Here is a 19,037-nt window from a genome sequence, read left to right as displayed (position 1 = left end):
GCACGGCGCCGCCGACGCCGCCCGCGAGAAACACGGCGAGCTGCGCGTGTACATCCAGCACCGCGTGGGTCGTCTGCTGCCCGGCGAGGCGAGCATCCTGATCGGCGTGGCCAGCCCGCACCGCCGCGCCGCGCTGGAGGCGTGCGACGACATCATCGAGTACCTGAAGGTGCACGTTCCCGTCTGGAAGCATGAGGGTGACGAGGACGGGCAGCACTGGGTGCCGGGCCAGACCGGGCACGACACCTTATAAGGGGGGCCGGAATCAGCGGCGGCGCTGCGCCTGCTCGAACAGGAAGTACTCGCTGGGGCCGTGCTCACGGGCGTGCGCCTCGAACGCGAGGTAATAGCGGGTGGCGAGGCCGATCATCATCAGCACCACGGCGCCCAGCAGCAGCAGGTGCAGCCAGCCGCCCCCTCCGCCCAGCAGTCCGTTGAATACGGCGTGCAGCGCCACGCTGATCAGGAGGCCCTGTACCACCCAGGCGCGGCCCTGCTGCCAGTGCAGGCCGCCCAGCGCGTAGCCCTGAGGGGCGCTGAACAGCGCGTGCGCCAGCGTTGCCAGCACCGCGTGCCACGCGCCGGCGCCCGTGCCGAAGCCCAGGGTGTACGTGACGTTCTCCATGAACGCGAAGCCCAGCGCGGCCGTCACGGCGTACACCAGGCCGTCCATGGGTTCGTCGAAGGACAGTTCCGTGATGGCGGTCGTGGCCGCCACGAACTTGAAGCCTTCCTCGATCAGGGCCGTGAGCAGCACCACCAGCACGGCGACCAGCGGCAACGGTGAGGTCGTCAGGTGCCCCATGCTGGCGCCCAGCGCCGCCGAGATCACCCACGCCAGCATGCCCCACGCGAACGTGCGCGCCAGCAACCACAGCGGTTCCGGGTGGCGGTCGCGCCGCACGAAGAACCACAGCCACGCGAAGGTCAACGTGACCGACAGCAGCAGCGCGAGGACCAGGGTCATGCGCTCAGCGCAGCGCCAGTCCGGCCGCGCGGGCCTGCATCGGTGCGCTCGCCAGGTGCGTCAGCGCCAGCGCCAGGGCGTCCGCCGCGTGGTTGTTGAACAGTTCCCGGATGCCCAGGCTGGCCTTGACCATGTAGATGACCTGTTCCTTCTCGGCGCGGCCCGTGCCGACCAGCGACCGCTTGACCTGCATGGGGCCGTAGTGGTGCACGGGTACGCCCGCCTGCGCGCAGGCCAGTTGCACCACGCCGAACGCCTGCCCGACCTTGAACGCCACGTCCGCCTGCTTGCGCAGGATCTGATCCTCGATCGCCACGGCGTCCGGGCGGTACTCGGCGATCAGGCGGCTGACTTCCTCGTGGATGTACTGGAGGCGGCGCGGCATGATCCAGGCGCTCTCGGTGGTCAGGCACACGTGGTACAGGTGGCGGGCCTTGCGCACGTCACCCTCCACCAGCCCCAGGCCGAGGTTCGCAAGTCCAGGGTCGATACCGAGCACGATCACCACTGCAGGATACGCGACCCGAAGAGCAACAAATGGAAACCCCCGCCGGAGCGGGGGCGAGGAGCGAAGGGGTGGGATTACAGGCGGCTCTTGGGGTCGAAGGCGTCGCGCAGGCCGTCCCCCAGGAAGTTGAAGGCCAGCACGGTGATCAGGATCGCCAGGCCGGGGTACACCGCGATGAACGGGTGCTCCAGCACGACCTCGTTCGCGTTCGAGAGCATGTTGCCCCAGGTGCTGACGGGCGGCTGGATACCGAAGCCCAGGAAGGACAGCGCGGCCTCGCCGAGAATCGCGCCGCCGACGGCCAGGGTGCCGTTCACGATGATCACCGCGACGACATTCGGCACGAGGTGACGGAACATGATGCGGGGGCTGTTCGCACCCAGGGCGCGGGCGGCGTCCACGTACTCCAGGTTCTTCAGTTTCAGGACCTCGCCGCGCACGAGGCGGGCGGTGCCCATCCAGCCGAAGAAGGTGAAGATCCCGACGATGATGAACACGCTGGAGTTCGGGTTTTCCCGCAGCGCGGCGATGGCCGGGACGTCACTCACGGCGAACAGGCCGCTGATGGTCAGCTGCAGGGGCAGTTCGGGGATGGACAGCATGACCTCGATGAAGCGGCTGATGGCGGTGTCCACCCAGCGGCCCAGGAAGCCCGCCAGGAGGCCCATCAGGGTACCGAGGGCGACGCTGAACAGCGCGACGGTGAAGCCCACGATCAGGCTGACGCGGCTGCCGTAGATGATGCGGGACAGCAGGTCGCGGCCCAGGCTGTCCTGACCGATGACGTGCTGCGCGCTGGGCGGCGCGTAGATCCCCGCGAGGTCCTGCTCGTTCGGGTCGTAGGGGGCGATCAGCGGCGCGAAGATCGCGATCAGGATCAGCGCGGCGATCACCACGAGGCTGATCATGGCGGCCTTGTGCTTGCGCAGGCGCCGCAGGGCGATCTGCATGGTGGAGCGGCTCTTGGCCGGGGCGGCAGTGGCAGGCAGGGTGGTCATCAGGAGTACCGGATCCGGGGGTCAATGACGGCGTAGGCGAGGTCGGTCAGCAGCTGGAACACGACGGTCAGGATGGCCAGCATCATCAGGCACACCATGACCACGTTGAAGTCCTTGCTGACCAGCGCGTCCAGGATGGCCTTGCCCATGCCGGGCCAGGAGAACACCGTCTCGGTGATGACGGCACCCCCGAACAGGCCGGGGATGCTCAGGCCCAGCAGGGTCACGATGGGCGTCACGGCGTTGCGCAGCGCGTGCTTGTACAGCACCCGCCGGTCGGCGAGCCCCTTGGCGCGCGCGGTGCGCACGTAGTCCTGCGTGAGGGTCTCGAGCATGTTGGCGCGCATGAAGCGCAGCGTCACGGCGATCTCGCGCAGCATCAGGATCATCAGGGGGAGCAGCAGGTACTTCAGTTTGTCGGCGAACACCGCCCACCATCCGGCTTCCGGCGGGACGTCGCCGCCCAGTCCGCCGGGCGGCAGCGACAGCGCTCCACCGGTGATCTGCGGGAGGTAGATGGCGAAGAAGTACAGGGCCAGGGCGCCCACCCAGAACACCGGGCGCTGACGGCCAGGAACGCGAAGAACGTCAGGATGTAATCCAGCGGCGAGTACTGTCGCACCGCGCTGAAGATGCCCAGCGGCACGGCGATCAGCGTGCTGATGATCAGCGCCGGGACGGTCAGCAGCAGCGTGTTGGGCAGGCGGCTCTGGAACACGAAGTCCAGCGCGGGAATCCCGAAGTCCTGCGAGTACCCGAAGTTCCCGGTGACGGCCTGCTTCAGCCAGAAGAAGTACCGCGTGAACCACGGCTGGTCCAGACCGTACGCGGCTTTCAGGCGGGCGATGTCATCGGGCGTGATGTTGCTGTTCCCGAACACCAGCTGGTCGACCGGGTCGCCGGGTTGCAGGGCGGTCAGTGCGAAGATCAACAGGCTGATCACCAGCAGCAGCGGGATCATCTGGATGACGCGGCGTAATGCGTAGGTTCCCATGTTCGAACTCCTGAAACAGGGGGCAGGGGGAAGGCGGCGCCGAGGCCGTCCCTCCCCCTGCCCCGCGGCGCGCCCCACTGCAGGCGGCGCGCGGTGAGGCGGTTACTTCTGCTTGTACTCCTCGACGGCGCCCTTGCTGGCCCAGCCGATGTTCGCGGCGTTCCAGCTGGGGTACTGCGTGATGGCGCTGAAGGTGTAGTTCACGAGGCCGGGGACCTTGGTGTACACGTTCACGCGGAAGTACAGGGGCAGGGCGGGCACCTCGGCGTTCCAGATGGCCTGCATGCGGTCGAACAGCTTGATGCGGTCGGCCTGGTTGAACTCGACCTTCGCCTGCTCGTACAGCTTGTCGTACTCGGCGTTCTTCCAGCCGGGGTTGTTCTGGCCGGAGTAGCCGTTGGCGGCAGTGGGGATACCGTCGCTCTTCCAGAGATTGCCTTCCTCGAACACGGGGTTGTTCGACCAGGCGTACATCGCCATGTCCCACTTGCCGCTCTCGCCCTTGCTCAGGAAGTCCGGCCCGAAGATGACGCTGGCGGGGTAGTTCTGGATGTTCACCTGCACGCCCACGGCCTTCCACTGCGCCTGCAGGATCTGCTGGACGCGTTCGCGGGTGCTGTTCCCGGAGGTCGTGGAGAAGTTCAGGCTGAGTTTCTTCCCGGCCTTCTGCAGGATGCCGTCACTGCCGGGCGTCCAGCCGAGCGCCGCGAACAGCTGCTTGGCGCGGGCGACGTTCAGGTTGTAGTCGTTGACGTCTTTCTTGTACAGCTTGCTGACCGGGCCGATCCAGCTGTTGGACACGGCCTGCTTACCCTGGAACAGCGCCTTGGTCAGCGCGTCACGGTCGATGGCGTACAGCAGGGCCTGACGCATGCGCGGGTCATCCAGGTCGAGGTCCTTGGCGCGCTGGCCGCGGGCGTTGATGTCGATGTGCTCCCAGACGGCGCCGGGCACGAAGTACGTCTTGTACTTGCTGCGCTCGTTGCGGGACAGGTCCACGCCCTGGTCGAAGGTGAGGCCCACGGCACTCACGGCGTCCAGCTGCCCGGACAGGATGTTCACCTTCAGGGTGTTCGTGTTCGGGATGAAGCGGTACGTGACGGTCTGTACGTAGTTCTCGGGGTTCTTGGGCTGGTTCCAGTACACCGGGTTGCGGGTCATGGTCAGGCTGTTGCCGGTGCGCCACGCGGTGGGTTTGAACGGCCCGGCCACGACCTTGGGCAGGTTGCGGGCGGTCGTGAAGGACGCGATGAACTTCTTCCACTCCTCGTTGATGACCTTGGCGTCCTTCTCGTTCTTCGTCTTGGCGTCGAAGGCGTTCCAGGCGGCACTCATGACGTGGCTGGGGGCCATGCCGGGGCTGACCTGATCCGCGAACAGGTAGGGCGGCTCGAAGGTGATCGTGAAGGTGTCGGCGTCGTTCACGGTGATCTTCGCGCGGTCCCAGGGGTCACGGTCGGGCACGGGCACGCGGTCGTCGTTTTCCAGCTTCAGCCAGAACTGGAAGTCGGCGACCTTGATGGGCGTCCCGTCGCTCCATTTGGCGTCCTTGCGGATGGTGTACGTGACGCTGTTGCGGATCACGTCGCCCTTGCTGTCCTTCACGACCTTGTAGTCGCCGTTGCCCAGGGTGGGAACGCGGGTGGCGATGTCGGCCTTGGTCTCGCCGTTGTCGTCCTGGTAGGTCAGGCCCGCACCCATGTAGCCGTTGATCTCGCTGGTGATGGCGAGGTTGTTGGTGCTCCAGGGATCGTAGATGTTCGGCGGTTCCTGCGAGGTACCGACGACGAGGCTGTTGTTGGCGGGACCGGCCATGGCCGCGCCGAGCAGGAAAGCAGTGAGGGCAAGGGTCTTCTTCATGGAGCCTCCGTATGACTGACTGGGCAGATCCTGCAGCCCAAACTTTTGGTGATGCAGGCAGTATACGGGTCAGGTGAAGCCCGTCAAGGCTTGAATTCATCCGGCTGTCACACGCGATGGGGGATTGACACGAAAAAAAACCGGCCACCCGCAGGGATGACCGGTCCAGATTCAGAGGCTGAATTCAGTGGCTGCCGCAGCCGCCGGAGCCCTCGCCGTCGGGCGACTGGGCGCCGTCCGTGCGGAAGGAGGACCCACAGCCGCACGCGGACGTGGCATTGGGGTTATGGACGGTGAATCCACCGCCCATCATGTTCTCGACGAAGTCCACCTCGCTGCCGCGCAGCAGGGGCAGGCTCATGCGGTCGACCAGCAGCTTCACGCCGCGGTCCATGACGATCAGGTCGCCTTCGAGTTCGCGGTCGTCGATGGCCATGCCGTACTGGTAGCCGCTGCAGCCGCCGCTCTTGATGAACACGCGCACGCCGGCGTTCTCCTTGCCGCTGTTGGCGAGGATGCCCAGGGCTTTCTGCGCGCCGAATTCGCTGATGGTGATGTCACGGGCGGGCACGCCGCCGCTGGTTTCGGGGGTGGTGGTCGCGGTCATGCGTGAAGCGTACTACCATTCGGGAAAGAAAAAGGTGCCTGGAAAGCAAAGTGTCCAGCCGGGCCAGCCGGGCACACGCAGGGCCTGGGCTTACATTCCTTGAGCGCACCAGTGTTAAGATGGTCGGCATGACGAACCCCTACGCCGAGTGGTTCGAGCAGCTCCGCAGCGAGTACGGGGAGCAGCTCCGCGCCATGCCGCTGCCCGACGGGCTGCCCGAGCACCTGCGCAACCTCATCGATCAGCACGACGAGGACGCCATCCAGTTCATGATCAAACTCGCGTGGCAGTTCGGCGCGCAGGTCGGCTACGCCGCAGGCAGCCGCCAGGGCGACACGCCGGCCGCGAACATCCCCAGCACGCCCCGCGTTCAGGCCTGAACCCAGACCCGCCCGCATCGCCGCCTCCATCCCGGGGGCGGCGTTCACTCTGGTGACTAGTCCTGCCATCAGTGCAGCTCCGAGCGGGGGGCGCTCCAGCAGCCGACCTGCGGGTCCGGGTCAGGCAGCGCCCCACGGGCGATCAGTTCCTCCAGGACCACGCGGGCCAGGGTAGCCAGCACCTCCGGACTGGCGTCGGCGGGCACCTGACCGTCCAGGTTGAGGTCGCGGGCCACCTGCGCCAGATTCCGGGCCAGTGCATCCATGACGCCCAGTGAAGCACACGCTGGGCACAAAGAAAAACCCCGGCGCGGTGGCCGGGGCTTCAGGAGGTTCGGGTTCAGTCGTCCGCGTGGCTGTGCGCCAGGGCGTCGCGTTCGTCGGCCTCGCGCAGCGCGCGGATCATGCGCACGATGCCCAGCGTGGCGGCGTAGCAGACGGCAGGCACGCCGATGGTCAGGATCCACAGGATGGTGTTGGCGTTCGCGCTGGTCAGCAGGCCACCCTGGATCAGTTCGATCTTGTACCCGGCGACCGACAGCACGATCATCATCGCCAGGAACGCCACGCCTGCCGCCAGCCGCACCGGGTGGTTGGTGGGGTTCTCGGCGTAGTACATGTTGTCCTTGCTGCGGTCCAGCATGGGCACGGCGAACATGGCACCGACGATGATGCCGGGGAAGAGCATGGCGCCCACGAACTCGGCGCTGATCACGCCGCCCAGCACTTCCAGTTCGAAGCCGGGGATGATCGCCAGGGCACCGAAGACCCACAGAAGGTACCAGTCGGGCTTGATGCCGCTGATCGGATCAGGGCTGGGCGGACCGTAGTACTCGACCGGGTGGACCGGGATGAACGCGCTGAACAGCACGACCAGACCGGTGAACAGCAGGGCCAGCAGCAGCATGATGGGGGTCTGCTGGGTCATGAGCGGCACGCCCACGATCTTCTTGTACGCCAGTCGCTTGGCGTACTGGGGCTGGGTGTGCTTCTGCTTGATCATGATCAGCATGTGCGCGCCGGTCAGGGCCAGCAGGATGCCGGGCAGCAGCATGATGTGGTAGCCGTAGATACGCGGGATGATGCCGTCTCCGGGGAAGCGGCCCGCGAAGGCGGCCTGCGCCAGCCAGTCGCCCACCCAGGGGACCGACTTGGTGATGGCGTAGATCACGCTGACGGTGTTGTACGCGTAGTTGTCGTACGGGAGGATGTAGCCGGTCACGGCGGTCAGCGAGGCGAAGATCAGCAGCAGCATGCCGATCCACCAGTTGATCTCGCGCGGCTTCTTGAATGCACCCGTGAAGTAGATGCGCATCATGTGAATCACGGCGGCCGCGACCATGATGTTCGCCATCCAGTGGTGGATACGGCGCAGCATGTCCCCGAAGGGCATGGCGTTGATCTTCAGCGCCGAGTGGTACGCGGCAGGCACCAGGTTGGGGTCCGCCTTCGTGCCGGGGTCGAAGGAGTTCACGACCAGCGAGTTGCTGGGTTCGTAGGCCAGGGCCAGCAGGATCCCGGTGATGATCAGCACGATCAGGCTGAACAGCGTGATCTCACCCAGGAAGAAGGAGTGATGCACCGGGAAGGCCTTGCGCAGGAACTTGTCGTTCAGGCGCGAGAGGTGCAGACGGTCATCCAGCCACTGGTTCATCCGATGATCTCCTTGACCTGCTCCAGATAGGTTTCCCAGTCAGCCTCGTTCAGGAAGCCGTAGGGCGCCGTCACGAACGTTTCGGTCACCACCAGCTGGTCGTTTTCCAGCTTGATGGGCAGCTGCGGCATGGAACGCGGGGGCGGACCGCCGATGACCTTGCAGCCCTGCAGCAGGTCGTACTGACCGGAATGGCAGGGGCAGAACAGTTTGGTGGAGTCGTTGGGGTCGTTCGGCACAGCACAACCGGCGTGGGTGCACTTGTTCGAGTACGCCACGACCCCGTCGGCGGTGATGCCGTTCAGTTCCAGAACGACGTGCGCGTGGCCGCCCTCCTCGGGAACCTTGTAACGGTCCCGTTCAAAGCGGTAGACAGCCAGCTGGTTGTTCGGCTCACCCTTGCGGATGACGGGGTTGCCTTCCTTGTCCTTGCCCATCGGCCAGGCGGAGACGCCCTTCTCGCTGAGTTCCGACACGCGGATCGGCTGGCCTTCCTTGTCAGCGGCGGCGTGCACGAGGATGTCGCCCTTGATGGGCGGGGCCTTCTCGGGGGTCAGGCGGAACGCGGGCTTGGCGCTGCCCAGCGCACTCACGAGGCTCAGCACGCCGACGCCCGCGCCGGTGCCCATGGCCACGTTGATGAACTTGCGGCGCGTGATTTCAGGGTCTTGCTTCTTGTAACGGGTCATTTCTATCTCTCCTGATTACCAGGGGAACTCGCCGCTGGCGTCCTCGACGAGCACCTCGCCGTCCATGAAGTACTTCTTGTACAGCGCGATGCTGGCGGCCAGCATCAGCAGGATCATCGCGGCGTAGAAGCCCTCGGCAGTGACATTGGGCGCAACCGGCTCTGCCGCCGCCCAGCCCGCGAAGTCCGTAACCATCTGCCGGACGAACAGCACGCCGAACATCACGGTCAGGCCCAGGCTCGTGATGATCCCCAGGGTCGCCAGTGGCGTCGAACGCACCTTGTGAATGCCGGGGTGCAGTTCCAGACCTTCAGCCCACACGCTGTACAGACCGATCAGACCGTAGGTGAGCAGCACCATCACGAAGGTCGCCAGGAAGATCTCCGGCAGCTTGATGTGATCCGGCACGAAGCGGCTGCGGTTCTTCAGGACCGCCGGGTCGATCTTCGTCTGTCCCTCGGCCACGGTGGCAGGGGTCAGGGGTTCCTCGAGCTTGTTGCCCCACGAGTTCAGGACGTAGTTCGCCACGGCGTACACTTCCGTCTCGGACAGCTGGGACTGCGCGGGCATGCTGCCCTTGCCCTTCGTGATGATCGTGTGGACGTACACGGGGTCCTTGACGATCTTGGCGTTGTTCGCCAGAGCCGGGCCTACTCCGCCCTGCCCCTCGGCACCGTGACAGCCGGCGCAGCCCTGATAGACCGTCTTGCCGACCGTCGGCCATTCCTTGTTGATGGTCGCCACGACCGCCGGGTCCACCACCACAGGTTCCGGTGCCGTTTCCTTGTTGAACAGGAACAGCAGGATGATCCACATGATGGCCGCGCATACGATCGCGACCCAGGGCATGACAGCGTCGTTTCTTTCCACTTTCCCTCTCCCTAAGCGTGAAGTGGCCAGTCATTTCCCGCCGGCTCGCGGATGGAAACCCTGCTCTCAGGTGGCCTAATACGGGTCAGCATACCACGCGCCGAACATGCGCCCAGCCGCGCTTCTCAGGCTGCCCGCCAGACTTCGGCACCCTTTATTCTTCTCCTTACCGAGCGGTTAAATGTCCCCCACCGCTCACCGGAACCTCACCCAGCGCGGCCAGCAGCGACCACAGCGCCCCGGCCAGCGCCGACACGTCCCGGTTCTCCGGATGCTCACGCGGGTCCGCACCCCCCTCCGACAGCAGCGCCACCAGCAGCGGGCGGGGCGTGAACAGCACCCCGACGTCATGGTGCACGCCCAGCAACTCGCCGCTCTTGGTGCCGCTGCGGTACAGCCGCTCACCGTCCGGACCGCAGGGCACGTGCCGGGCGATCAGGTCGCGGTACTGCTGCCGCCCCAGGATGTCCAGCGCCAGCGCCGTGTGCGCCCCGTCCAGCACCTCCCCCGCGACCAGGGCGCGCAGCAGGGCCGTCTGATCGCGCGCGGTCGTCGCGTTGCGCTCGCCGCGCCGCTGCGCCTCGTTGCGCTGCTCGGGCGGCAGTTGCAGCTTCCCGACCAGTCGCGTCCCGGTCAGGCCCTGCGCCGCCAGCCACGCGTTCAGGGCCTCCACACCCAGCCGCCCGATCACGAGGTTCGTCGCCGTGTTGTCACTCACGACGATCATCAGGGTCAGCACGTCCCGCCACGTCAGGGCCAGTCCGCCGTCCAGGTCATGCAGGACGCCCGCGCCCGGCACGCGATCCCCAGGCTGCATGGTCACGCGCCCCGACAGGTCCAGCCGACCCGCCTGCGCCTCCTGTAGGGCGAGCACCAGCAGCGGCACCTTGATGGTGCTCGCCGCCGGGAACACCCGATCCGCGTTCCAGGCGACCAACTCGGTGCCCGTCAGGTCCGTGACCCGCAGGCCCACCACCCCAGGAAATCCGGCGGCAGTCAGCTGCGCCTGGAAAGCGGCCAGCCTCTCCCCTCCCCCACCGGTCACTCCGGCAGGTCCAGCCCGGCCAGCGCCGCGAACGGATGCGCGGTCCCCACCGGACGCAACGTGCAGAAAGGCGGACCACCGTCCGGTTCCACGCGGTGCTCGCAGGTCGGGCACTCCGGGAATGCCTGCTCGGTGTACGCCAGGTCCGCCTCGGCACTCGGGAGGCTCCACTCACGGCCGCACCCGGCACGGAACGTCACGGGCTTTACGGGTGCGCCCGGCCCCACCCGGCGGTTCTTACTCAAGGTTCGCGATGCCCTCGCGGATCGCGTACAGCGCCGCCTGCGTGCGGTTGTTCAGCTGCAGCTTCGTGAAGATCTCCGACAGGCGGTTGCGCACGGTCTTCTCGCTGATGTCCAGCCGCAGCGCGATGTCCTGATTCGAGAACCCCTGCGCGAGCAGCTTCAGGATCATGGTTTCGCGCTCGTTCAGGTCCGCGTGCTTCTCGCTGGGCAGCTCCTCGCGCTTGTCCCGGAAGTCGTCCAGCACGTTCTGCGCCATCTCCGGGTCCAGCAGCGCCTCACCGGCCGCCACGCGGCGGATCACGTCCAGCAGCGTCGCCGCGTCCGCGTCCTTCAGGACGTACCCGCGCGCCCCGGCCTTCACCGCCTCGAACACGTAGCGGTCCTGACGGTACATCGTGATCATGATCACGCGGGCATTCGGATCGATCTCCAGGATGCTCTGCGTGGCCTTCACACCGTCCAGGTCCGGCATCTGGATATCCATCAGGATCACGTCCGGGTGCGTGTCCGCGGCGTACCGGATCGCCTCGCGGCCATTGGCGGCCTCGCCGATCACGCGCATTCCCTCGGACTCCAGCAGGCTGCGCAGCCCCTGACGGAACAGCGCGTGGTCATCGACGAGCAAGACGCGGATCATGCCCCCAGTCTAGGCCAGTCGCCCCGTCCACACCGGGAGGAAAGCCCCAGACCGCCACGCCGCATGAGATCTGTCAGGTTCGCCCTGTACACTGCGAGACGTGATCACCTGGTTCGATGCGCTGCTCGTGACCCTCTGGGCCGCCGTGACCGCACTCGGCGCCCGGCGCGGCCTGGGCGGACTCGCGTGGGGCCTCGGCGGCGTCGCCGCCTGCTTCCTCGCGAACTCACTGAGCGGCAACGCCCTCATCGCCCTGATCCTCGGCGCGCTGATCGCCATGGGCGTCGGCACCGCCATCACCCGCCGCATCCAGAACCCCCTCGACCAGCCCTGGCACCTCGGCGCGGGCGCCGCCGGGGGCTTCGCACTGGGCGGCGTGCTGATCGCCACCCTCGCCCTGAACTTCCCGCTGGACGTGCAGGTCGACGCGCGCGGCGCACGCGGCGTGTACCCCTCGGTCAGCCTGCCCCCCGCGCTGTACACCGCCGTGCGCGGCAGCGCCCTCCAGAACGGCCTGCGCGGCGTATGGTCCGGCAACACCGCCCTGAAAACCCTGCTGATCCCCGACCAGGCCCGCCGCTGAACACCCACACACACGAACCCCCCGAGGCCCCCGACGCAGACGAACCGCGCCGGGGGCCTCCTCAACACTGACGGGATCACAGCGGTGTTCAGGCCCACCCCAGGAGCAGCGGCACGCCCTTCACCTCCACCGCCAACCGCAATCGTTCTCGGGTACTCGCTCCGCTCGATTGATACGGGATGAAATTGACTTGCTTGCACCGTGATCGCGTTCCGTTGTCCCCTCTCCCCCTGTGGGACTCGGAGAGCTGCGCAGCAGAGAGGGAAGGACTCGCAGAGCGGCGCAGCTGAGGAGCGAAGCGACGGAAGGGTGAGGGGGCCACCGGGCGACTCCGAATGATCTGGAATCACTTGAATCCCGTATCAGAGGCATCGAGGCAGACCCTCACTCCCTCTGATTTCTGCGGTCACTCCACCTGCACAGACGGCGTTTCCGCGTGTGGGGCGTCCGCCCGCTGGCTGAGCACCGTCGCCACGACCACCAGCGCCCCGCCCAGCGCGCCGCGCAGGCCCACCTGCTCGCCGATCAGGACGAAACTGAACGCGGTGGCCGTCACGGGTTCCAGCGCGTAGATCAGGCTGGCCTCGGCGGCGCTCACGCTGCGCTGCCCGATCGTCTGCAGCAGGGTGGTCAGGGCCGTGGCGGCCACCCCGAGGTACAGCAGCGGTCCCCACGCGGCCGCCGGAGGCAGCGACGGGACGCCCGCGAGCAGCATCCACACGAGTGCCAGTCCCGTCACGCTGAGGACCTGCGCGACCGTGAACGGCAGCGCCGCGTGCCGGTCCGCCATGCGTTCCAGGGTCACGATGAAGCCCGCGTACGTCACCGCGCACGCCAGCGCCCACACGTCCCCGACGACCAGCGCCCCGCCCTCCCAGGACAGCAGGGCCAGGCCCGCCACGGCCAGCGGCAGCGCCCCCCACAGCGTGGGCGGCATGCGCCGCCGCTGCGCGAAGACCAGCCACAGCGGCACCAGCACGACACTCAGGGCCGTGAAGAACGCCGCGCGGTTCGCGCTCGTGGACTGCAGCGCGATCGTCTGCGTGCCGTACCCGGCGATCAGCCACGCGCCCAGCACCAGCCCGTCCCGCCACAGGCTGCGGCTCCGCCAGCCGTCCGGGGTGCGGGGGGCGCGGCCCGCGTTGCGGCGCGTCCAGGCGATCAGCGGCAGCAGGGCCACAGAGGCGATCAGGAACCGCCAGAAGATCAGGTCCGCCGCCGGGAGCAGCTGCCCCAGCGTCTTGACCACCGCGAAGGTGCTGCCCCACAGGCAGGTCACCACGATCAACAGGAGGGCGCCACGCGCACGGGCCGACATGACGGGGATTCTATGCGGCAGCTCCTGCCCCCCGGTGTGGACTGTCCAGCAGGCGCGGCCCACCCCGGTACAGGGTGGGCCGCGCGTTCAGGCGGGTGAGATCAGCGGATGGCGGTGCGGAAGCACACGCTGCCCTGTTCCCCCACGGCCAGGGCCCCCAGGTTCACGGTCATCGTGCCCCGCCCGAACGACCCGCCGGTGCTGCTCAGCGCGCCCGCGTCACCGTCCGCCCCGCTCGTCAGGTACGAGGTGGTCGGGCTCGCGGTGCTGCGCGTGAGCTTCACGCCGAAGCCGGTCGCCGCGCTCGCTTCCTCAGCGTCGTACCCGCCCGCCTGGGCGTTCGTGTTGCCCGGCACGTGGTCGGTCACCACGAAGTTCGGCAGGGCCGCCCCACCGAAGTTCTCGAAGGCGATGCAGTACTCCAGCACCTCGCCGGGCAGACCGCCGCCGGACGTGCCGAAGGTGGTGTTCTGCGTGACGTTCCGCACGGACTTCGTGAGTTTCGCGCCGACCATCTGCGTGACGGCCGTGGCCGCGTTGTTGGCTCCGTTCGTCTCGGTGGTGGTGGTGCTGACGGACGCGGTGTTCGTCAGGGTCCGCGTGGCGGGCGTGCTCAGCAGCGTCACCTCGTCCGGGGCCGTCACGACCACCGTGATCGCCTGTTGCGCCCCGGCGGGCAGGGTGCCCAGCGTCCAGGTGAGGGTCGACCCGCTGACCGCCCCTGCCGGGGTGCTGCTCACGTACGTGACGCCCGTCGGCAGGGTGTCCGTGACACTCACCCCGTCCGCCGCGTTCGGCCCGGCGTTCGTGACGGTCAGGGTGTAGGTGATCGTGTCGCCGGGCTGCGCGAAGCCCGCGGCGGTCTTCGTGATGCTCACGTCCGCCGTCGCCGTCCCGATGTTGATCGGCACGGTCGCCGTGTCGCACGCGGTGGGGGTGGTCACCGAGCAGATCTGGTACGTCACGGTGTACGACCCGCTGCCCGTACCGGGCGGGACGTTCAGCTGTCCACCGTTCACGCTGAGGCCCGTCAGGCCACCCTTGTCCACGATGCTGACGGTCACGTTGGCGGTCGTGGCAGCTGCCGCACCGAGCGTGTCGTTGCCCAGCACCGTCACGGTCCCACCCGCCCCGAACGCCAGGTTCACGGCGGCGTCGTCCACCGCGTCCACGATCAGCGTCGTCACCGTCCCGCTCGTGTTGTTCCCCGTCACGCCGTCCGTCACCCCGCCCGGCACCACCACGCTCGCCGTATTGCTCAGCGTCCCACTCGTGGGCGCCGTGCCCGTCAGGGTGTACGTCAGGAAGTTGCCGTCCGGGGTGGCGTTCGTCGGTGCCGTGTCCACGCTGAGTGTCCCGCTCGTGATCGTCACGCTGCTCGCCGTGAAGCTCTGCGTGCCGCACGTGGCGGTCCCCGTCGCCGCGCAACTGATCCCCGTCACGGTGAAGCCCGCCGGAATGCTGTCCGTGACGCTCACGCCACTGACACTGCTCGGCCCGTTGTTCCACACGCGCAGGGTGTACGTGACCACCCCGCCGCTGCCGACGGCAGCGGCGCCCGACTTGTCGATGGCGAGGTCCGAGACCGGCGCGATGGTGTCCGTGTCGGTCTCGCTGTTGTTGGCGGGGGTGGGGTCGGTGGTGCCACCGGGCGCGGCGACCGTGGCGGTGTTGCTGACCGACCCGCTGGTAGCGGTGACGGTGGCCGTCACGCGGATCTCGTAGAACTGACCGCTGGCGAGGGCAGGAAGGGCGTACCCGGCCTGGAGCTGGACGATGGTGGGTGCGGCAGCGCACTGGCCGGGCGTGCCGGAGCAGGCCACTGAGGTGACGGTCAGACCCGCGACAGCCGGGTCGGAGAGGGTGGCACCCGTGACGCTGCTGGGACCGTTGTTGGTGACCCGGATGGTGTAGATGGTGCTGGTCAGCGGGGTGAGGCCACTCACCCCGTTCGTCTTCGTGACGCTCAGGTCCGCGACGGGCGTGACGGTGTCGGTGTCGGTGGCGCTGTTGTTCGTGGTGCTGGGTTCGATGGTCGTGGACGGCACGGCGACGGTCACCGTGTTGCTCACGCTGCCGCTCGTGGCGGTGACGTTCGCGGTCACGCTGAACGTCAGGGTGGCGCCGCTGGGAATCTTGCCCAGCGCCAGTCCGCTTTCCAGGCCGGACACGGTGGGTGACGTGGGGCAGACGGCGCCGCCCGTCGCGCCGGTGCAGGTCACGCCGGTCTTCGTCAGGCCGGTCACGACCGGGTCGGTCAGGGTGGCGGTGGTGGAGTTCGGCCCGGCGTTGCTGACCGTGATGGTGTACGTGGTGGTTCCGGCGGCGTTCACGCTGGTCACGCCGTCGGTCTTCGTGACGCTCAGGTCCGCGGTGCGCGGCGCCGTCTGATCAGAGCAGTTGATCAGCGTGAACGAGGACGAGTTGCTGGTCTTCAGGTCGAACGTCACGCCGCGCGTGGCGCTGGAGGTGGCACCCTGCACCCCGGCGCGCAGGGTGAAGGTATTGACGTCCAGGTACACGCCACCTGCCGCGTTGCGCGGGTCGTTCACGGTGTCGTTGTACCCGACGTACGTGGCACTCTGCGCGGCGAGCAGGCCGGTCAGGGTCAGGCGGGTCGGGGAGTTCAGGAACACAGAGTTCGCCCCGGTGAACTGCGCGTAATCCGACAGGGGGTTGCCCACCCCGACGCCGTCGATGTCGAAGGAGTACGCGACCACGTCGATCGGCGTGATGGGCGTGCTCGTCCCGGCCTGCACCAGGTCCACCTTGTAGTCCACGAACGCGCTGGAGGACGTGGTCAGCAGGGCGCTCAGGCCACCCTGGAGCAGCGTGGCGCTGGTCGCGGACAGGTTCGTGACCGTGACCAGCGCGTCGACGCCGGTCGCGACGTTCGAGAAGCGGTACACCGCGCCCTGCGTGTTCGCCGTGCCGCTGACCAGCGTGCCCGCCCCGCTGAAGTTCAGGGACGTGGGGCTGGCGCTGCTCAGCACCGAGCAGTTCTGCGTGCCGGTCGCGGTGGCCGTGATGCTGGTGGGGTCGGTGGCGGTGTTGTTCGCGGTGTTCGTCTCGCCGCCGCCGCTGACGCTGGCGCTGTTGGTCACGCTGGCGGGCGCGTTGGTGTCCACGTCCACGACCAGGGTGATGGGCGGGTAGCTGGCGCCGGGAGCCAGACTGTCACTGCGGGTGCAGGTCAGGGTGCCCAGCGTGCAGGTCCAGCCGGTCCCGCTGATCCGGTATGCCTTCAGGCCGGTGGGGAGCGTGTCGGTGACCGTCACGGTGCCGGTGGTGGCGGCGGCGCCGCTGTTCGTGACCGTCAGGGTGTAGGTGCGGTTCAGGTCCGCCTGCGTCCAGGTGCCGGTGTGCGTCTTGGTGATGGTCAGGTCCGGGACACTGACGGTGGTCGTGGTGGCCTGATTCCCCGCTGCGACGGTATCGCCGTCGGTGAGGATCGGGCCGGGGCCGTCCACGTACGTGATGGTGGCCTGGTTGCTCACCTGTGAGACGCTGCCCCCGATGATCACGCGGAACTTGATGGTGGCTTCCCGGTCGGTGGTGACGGAGGCAGTGGTGTCGGCGCGGAGGTTCCCGGCCACTTCGCCGGGACTCTGGATCAGGGCGCCGCCGCTAACGGCGTACGGCATGACGCCACTGACGTCCGCCACGGCCGTGCCGTTCAGGGTGGTGCTGCCAGCCACGTAGGTGGTGCCTGCGGGGATGCTGTCGCTGAAGGTGGTGCCGGGCGCGACAATGCTGCCACCGTTGCGGACGATGATGGTGTATTCCAGCGTGTCGCCGGTCTGGGCGCCGCCGCCGGTGTTGCCGCTGGCTTTCGTGACGACGCTGGCCGTCTTGGTAGCGGTAACGGCAGGTTCCAGGGTCGGGTACGAGCAACTGGTCAGGTCGCTGTTCCCGCGCGCGGCATTCGCAGCGGCGGCCTGCGTGACCGTCAGGTCCGCAAAGTTGACTTGAATGATGCGCCCACCCACGGAACTGCCGTAAATGTTGTTCCCGATGGCCGCAAATCCCCCGTACGTATCGGTCCCGATGTCAGGATCGTTCAGACGCCCCAGGAACGTCACCGTGCCGTCGGGGCGGATCTTGAAGGTGTCCAGGAAAGACCCGGCACTTCCGTTGTTGACACTCAGGTACAGGTTGCCGCCCGAACCAGCGAAGAAGTCACCACTGCCGACGATGGTAGGAGTCGGGGTCAGGCCGGACGCGTCCGTGTAGGTCAGGGTGGTGGGGCCCGTGATGGTGTAGGGCGCAGAGGTCTGGAAGCTCCACAATTTCGCGCCAGTGCTGAAGTAACCAACATTCGTGCTGGTCACGGCCAGACGCACCACACGCTCTGCGACGGGGTCATAACCGGTGACGGGCACACTGGCCACCCAGGTATTGGTCGTGACGTCGTAGACCTCCAGTGTGCCGACGTCAGTCACCACGAACAGCTTCGTGCCGTCACTGCCGACCCCGAGCGCCGCGTTGAGGTTCGTCGCCTTGGTCGGGACCGTGGTAATGGTGGTGCCCACCACGCCCGCCGGGGAGAGTGACGCGATGGTCTGGAAGCCGTTGGTGGCATCCCCCAGCAGCGCATAGAAGGTGTTGGTGCAGACCAGAGGCGGCGCCGTGACGCTCAGGCGGTAGTCCTCGACCTCACCGCTGTCCAGGCGTCCAGTGGGATTCTGCACGCCCGCAGTGTCATAGCTGGCGCGCAGCCGCACGTAGTTCTGCCCGGCACTCAAGCCACTCAGGCCCGACCAGTTCAGTGTGACGCTGGTCGCCCCGGCACTGAACGACGCGCAGGCCCGCTCTCCGGTATCGAAGATGCCGTTGCGGTTGTAATCCACCCATCCGCACACCTGACCAGCCTGACTGGCACCGCTGATCGGCACGGTCAGGCTGTAGGTGGAGGCGCTGGTCAGCAGGGACGGGAACGACGTGATGGCGTCCTCATCGGCGCCGTCACCGCTGGTGCCCGTGTTGTCAGTCCCAGCAGGAACCGCATTGGGACTGGGGGTGACGGCCGTGCCGCCGTTCAGGGTGCCCGTGTTGTCCACGTCGATGGTGCTGCCCAGTTTCAGGCCACCGACCACGTGGCTGGCAGCCGCCGTGGGATCGTAACTGGCGGGCGCGTCACCGAAGTCCTCGTCGACGCTGACGGCCATGTTAAAGGCATCTGCAGACGGCCCGCTGTCGACGGTGCTTCCGTTGGGTCCGGAATAGACCGCGTAAGGGTAGGGCGTGTTCGTCGAGGTATCTGCCACCACCTTTCTCGTGTCCAGGCGGACCTCGAACTGAAGCTGGGAAAAAGTCCCGTTGAACCTGAAGCTGCCACACCCTGCAGATGTGGTCCCAGCCGCAGGAGTGCACGTTCCCTGGATCACGTTGTACGTGTTGGTTGGCGTGCCAGTTGCAAGTAGTGCTCCGGACCCGAAGGACGTCACCCCGATGGATGGCGCGCCGGACAGCGTTGTGACAGACAGATTAGATGGTGTGCCGAGCGCACTGATTGAGACGCCACTTGTCAGCAGGCGTAAGCGAGAGGCCACTCCCCAGACGTCGTTGGTCCGTCGCGCGTTGCCCCCCATCCCAGTGATGTGCAGGACAGGGTTGGTCACAGGTCGGCTGAAGTTCACAGTCAGGAAGCCGCGAAGGCAACTGCCTGTGCTGCCTGCCGCA

General features: G+C 67.3%; 19 protein-coding genes (1 of these 19 running past the window's edge). 3 read left to right on the top strand and 16 right to left on the bottom strand.

Annotation, left to right across the window (positions count from 1 at the left end; translation table 11 throughout):
- On the top strand, window positions 1–253 hold the 3' portion of the coding sequence (gene moaD / locus EXW95_RS13030) for a molybdopterin converting factor subunit 1 (protein WP_174367802.1). The gene continues 434 nt to the left of window position 1, outside the view; the window shows 253 of its 687 coding nt (coding positions 435–687); the start codon falls outside the window, past its left edge; its stop codon occupies window positions 251–253.
- A 12-nt stretch (window positions 254–265) separates the two neighbouring features.
- On the opposite strand, the gene EXW95_RS13025 is transcribed toward moaD, so the two are convergent.
- The 7 genes from EXW95_RS13025 to EXW95_RS13000 all read right to left on the bottom strand — a co-directional run bounded on the left by EXW95_RS13025 (window position 266) and on the right by EXW95_RS13000 (window position 5,934).
- A complete protein-coding gene (locus tag EXW95_RS13025; RefSeq protein ID WP_119673850.1) occupies window positions 266–967 on the bottom strand; it encodes a PrsW family intramembrane metalloprotease in 702 nt (233 codons plus the stop codon).
- Between the two features lie 4 nt (window positions 968–971).
- On the bottom strand, window positions 972–1,472 hold the full coding sequence (gene ruvC / locus EXW95_RS13020) for a crossover junction endodeoxyribonuclease RuvC (RefSeq protein WP_174367801.1): 501 nt from the start codon (window positions 1,470–1,472) through the stop codon (window positions 972–974).
- A gap of 77 nt (window positions 1,473–1,549) precedes the next feature.
- Entirely contained in the window at window positions 1,550–2,473 is a 924-nt protein-coding gene (locus EXW95_RS13015) for an ABC transporter permease (protein WP_174367800.1), read from the bottom strand.
- Complete coding sequence (locus EXW95_RS21400; protein WP_371810183.1) at window positions 2,473–2,976, bottom strand: ABC transporter permease; 504 nt, start codon at window positions 2,974–2,976, stop codon at window positions 2,473–2,475. The genes EXW95_RS13015 and EXW95_RS21400 overlap by 1 nt, the downstream gene beginning before the upstream one ends.
- Window positions 2,883–3,467 carry an ABC transporter permease gene (locus EXW95_RS21395; RefSeq protein ID WP_371810058.1) on the bottom strand — a complete coding sequence of 195 codons (585 nt, stop codon included), beginning with the start codon at window positions 3,465–3,467 and terminating at the stop codon, window positions 2,883–2,885. Before EXW95_RS21395 ends, EXW95_RS21400 begins: the two co-directional genes overlap by 94 nt.
- A 102-nt stretch (window positions 3,468–3,569) precedes the next feature.
- The gene (locus tag EXW95_RS13005; RefSeq protein ID WP_174367799.1) at window positions 3,570–5,327 is read right to left on the bottom strand and encodes a peptide ABC transporter substrate-binding protein; all 1,758 of its coding nucleotides are present in this window, start codon (window positions 5,325–5,327) and stop codon (window positions 3,570–3,572) included.
- Window positions 5,328–5,511: 184 nt separating this feature from the next.
- Window positions 5,512–5,934 carry an iron-sulfur cluster assembly accessory protein gene (locus EXW95_RS13000; protein WP_174367798.1) on the bottom strand — a complete coding sequence of 141 codons (423 nt, stop codon included), beginning with the start codon at window positions 5,932–5,934 and terminating at the stop codon, window positions 5,512–5,514.
- Window positions 5,935–6,062: 128 nt separating this feature from the next.
- Between EXW95_RS13000 and EXW95_RS12995 the strand changes: the two genes are divergently transcribed.
- Entirely contained in the window at window positions 6,063–6,314 is a 252-nt protein-coding gene (locus EXW95_RS12995; RefSeq protein ID WP_174367797.1) for a DdrH, read from the top strand.
- Window positions 6,315–6,382: 68 nt separating this feature from the next.
- Here the strand turns inward: EXW95_RS12995 and EXW95_RS12990 are convergent, their stop codons facing one another.
- The 7 genes from EXW95_RS12990 to EXW95_RS12960 all read right to left on the bottom strand — a co-directional run bounded on the left by EXW95_RS12990 (window position 6,383) and on the right by EXW95_RS12960 (window position 11,454).
- A complete protein-coding gene (locus EXW95_RS12990) occupies window positions 6,383–6,580 on the bottom strand; it encodes a hypothetical protein (RefSeq protein WP_174367796.1) in 198 nt (65 codons plus the stop codon).
- A 74-nt stretch (window positions 6,581–6,654) separates the two neighbouring features.
- Complete coding sequence (locus tag EXW95_RS12985; protein WP_174367795.1) at window positions 6,655–7,968, bottom strand: cytochrome bc complex cytochrome b subunit; 1,314 nt, start codon at window positions 7,966–7,968, stop codon at window positions 6,655–6,657.
- Window positions 7,965–8,657: a ubiquinol-cytochrome c reductase iron-sulfur subunit gene (locus EXW95_RS12980; protein WP_174367794.1), complete on the bottom strand. Its 693-nt coding sequence runs from the start codon at window positions 8,655–8,657 to the stop codon at window positions 7,965–7,967. Before EXW95_RS12980 ends, EXW95_RS12985 begins: the two co-directional genes overlap by 4 nt.
- A gap of 15 nt (window positions 8,658–8,672) precedes the next feature.
- The gene (locus EXW95_RS12975; protein WP_217449195.1) at window positions 8,673–9,506 is read right to left on the bottom strand and encodes a cytochrome c; all 834 of its coding nucleotides are present in this window, start codon (window positions 9,504–9,506) and stop codon (window positions 8,673–8,675) included.
- 187 nt (window positions 9,507–9,693) lie between these two features.
- Window positions 9,694–10,572, bottom strand: coding sequence for a serine hydrolase (locus tag EXW95_RS12970; protein ID WP_371810057.1), 879 nt, complete (start codon window positions 10,570–10,572; stop codon window positions 9,694–9,696).
- Window positions 10,569–10,772: a hypothetical protein gene (locus EXW95_RS12965; RefSeq protein ID WP_371810056.1), complete on the bottom strand. Its 204-nt coding sequence runs from the start codon at window positions 10,770–10,772 to the stop codon at window positions 10,569–10,571. The genes EXW95_RS12970 and EXW95_RS12965 overlap by 4 nt, the downstream gene beginning before the upstream one ends.
- A gap of 37 nt (window positions 10,773–10,809) precedes the next feature.
- Window positions 10,810–11,454 carry a response regulator transcription factor gene (locus EXW95_RS12960; RefSeq protein WP_046844034.1) on the bottom strand — a complete coding sequence of 215 codons (645 nt, stop codon included), beginning with the start codon at window positions 11,452–11,454 and terminating at the stop codon, window positions 10,810–10,812.
- Window positions 11,455–11,554: 100 nt separating this feature from the next.
- Here EXW95_RS12960 and EXW95_RS12955 point away from each other — a divergent pair, with 100 nt between their 5' ends.
- Window positions 11,555–12,037: a hypothetical protein gene (locus EXW95_RS12955; RefSeq protein WP_371810055.1), complete on the top strand. Its 483-nt coding sequence runs from the start codon at window positions 11,555–11,557 to the stop codon at window positions 12,035–12,037.
- A gap of 406 nt (window positions 12,038–12,443) precedes the next feature.
- On the opposite strand, the gene EXW95_RS12950 is transcribed toward EXW95_RS12955, so the two are convergent.
- Window positions 12,444–13,355 carry a DMT family transporter gene (locus EXW95_RS12950; protein WP_174367792.1) on the bottom strand — a complete coding sequence of 304 codons (912 nt, stop codon included), beginning with the start codon at window positions 13,353–13,355 and terminating at the stop codon, window positions 12,444–12,446.
- A gap of 101 nt (window positions 13,356–13,456) precedes the next feature.
- Window positions 13,457–18,523 (bottom strand): S-layer family protein, encoded by a 5,067-nt coding sequence (locus tag EXW95_RS12945; protein ID WP_174367791.1) that lies wholly within the window; start codon window positions 18,521–18,523, stop codon window positions 13,457–13,459.
- Window positions 18,524–19,037: the final 514 nt, after the last annotated feature.

This window comes from Deinococcus sp. JMULE3 (genome assembly GCF_013337115.1).
GTDB lineage: Bacteria > Deinococcota > Deinococci > Deinococcales > Deinococcaceae > Deinococcus.
This window is presented reverse-complemented; position numbering and strand designations above follow the sequence as displayed.